This is a genomic window from Brevibacillus soli, from assembly GCF_044759095.2.
GTDB lineage: Bacteria > Bacillota > Bacilli > Brevibacillales > Brevibacillaceae > JBIYSM02.
Window position 1 is genome coordinate 1 of the sequence record NZ_JBIYSM020000105.1, and the last position, 808, is coordinate 808.

An 808-nucleotide genomic window follows, 5' to 3' on the forward strand; every position below is an offset into this window, starting at 1 on the left:
ATTCAGTGACGGATACCATCCCATTACGGATGGTGGGTTGCCCCATTCGGAGATCCCCGGATCAAAGCGTGCTTACCGCTCCCCGAGGCTTATCGCAGTTCGCTGCGTCCTTCTTCGGCTCCTAGCGCCAAGGCATCCACCGTGTGCCCTTAGTAACTTAACCACATTTGGTAAAGTACTAACGTACTTCCATCAGTAATAATCCTTAGCTTTACTTGCGTTATCCAGTTTTCAAGGAACAATCGGCAAAACATTAGCTTCGCATTTCTTCGTTGCGTCGTTGCTCCGTTCCTCACGTAGATGACTACGCTGCGGTACTCGCAACTTCCGCGCCTCAAACTGCTCGCTTCTGTTTTCCCTCTATTTGGGTATAACACTTACACCCGCCTGGCAACGTCCTACTCTCCCGGTCCCCTTCGGGACAAGTACCATCGGCGCTGGAGGGCTTAACGGCCGTGTTCGGTATGGGAACGGGTGTGTCCCCTCCGCCATCATCACCAGACATATAAGGATATTGAAAATTTCCGGGAAACATTGCTGTCGGATTTCTTCGTTGCGTTGACGCTCCGCTCCTCACGTAGGGAACTACGCTGCGGTGCTCGCGTCTGCCGCGCCTCGAACTCCTCCGCCCTGTTCGTCCTCAATTTTCAATTGGATCTGAAGGAAATACTCCTTCAAAACTGAACAGCGAGTGCGTTTACCAGCCAAAATCTCCATAGAAAGGAGGTGATCCATCCGCACCTTCCGGTACGGATACCTTGTTACGACTTCACCCCAATCATCTACCCCACCTTCGGCGGCTGGCCCC

Annotated in this window: 3 rRNA genes; all 3 read right to left on the bottom strand. The window is 52.7% G+C overall.

Going from position 1 to position 808, the window contains the following annotated elements:
* A 23S ribosomal RNA gene (locus ACE99V_RS20350) occupies positions 1 to 163 on the bottom strand; the annotation flags it as partial.
* A 222-nt stretch (positions 164 to 385) separates the two neighbouring features.
* A 5S ribosomal RNA gene (rrf, locus tag ACE99V_RS20355) occupies positions 386 to 502 on the bottom strand.
* Between the two features lie 217 nt (positions 503 to 719).
* Positions 720 to 808: ribosomal RNA gene (locus ACE99V_RS20360) — 16S ribosomal RNA — on the bottom strand; the annotation flags it as partial.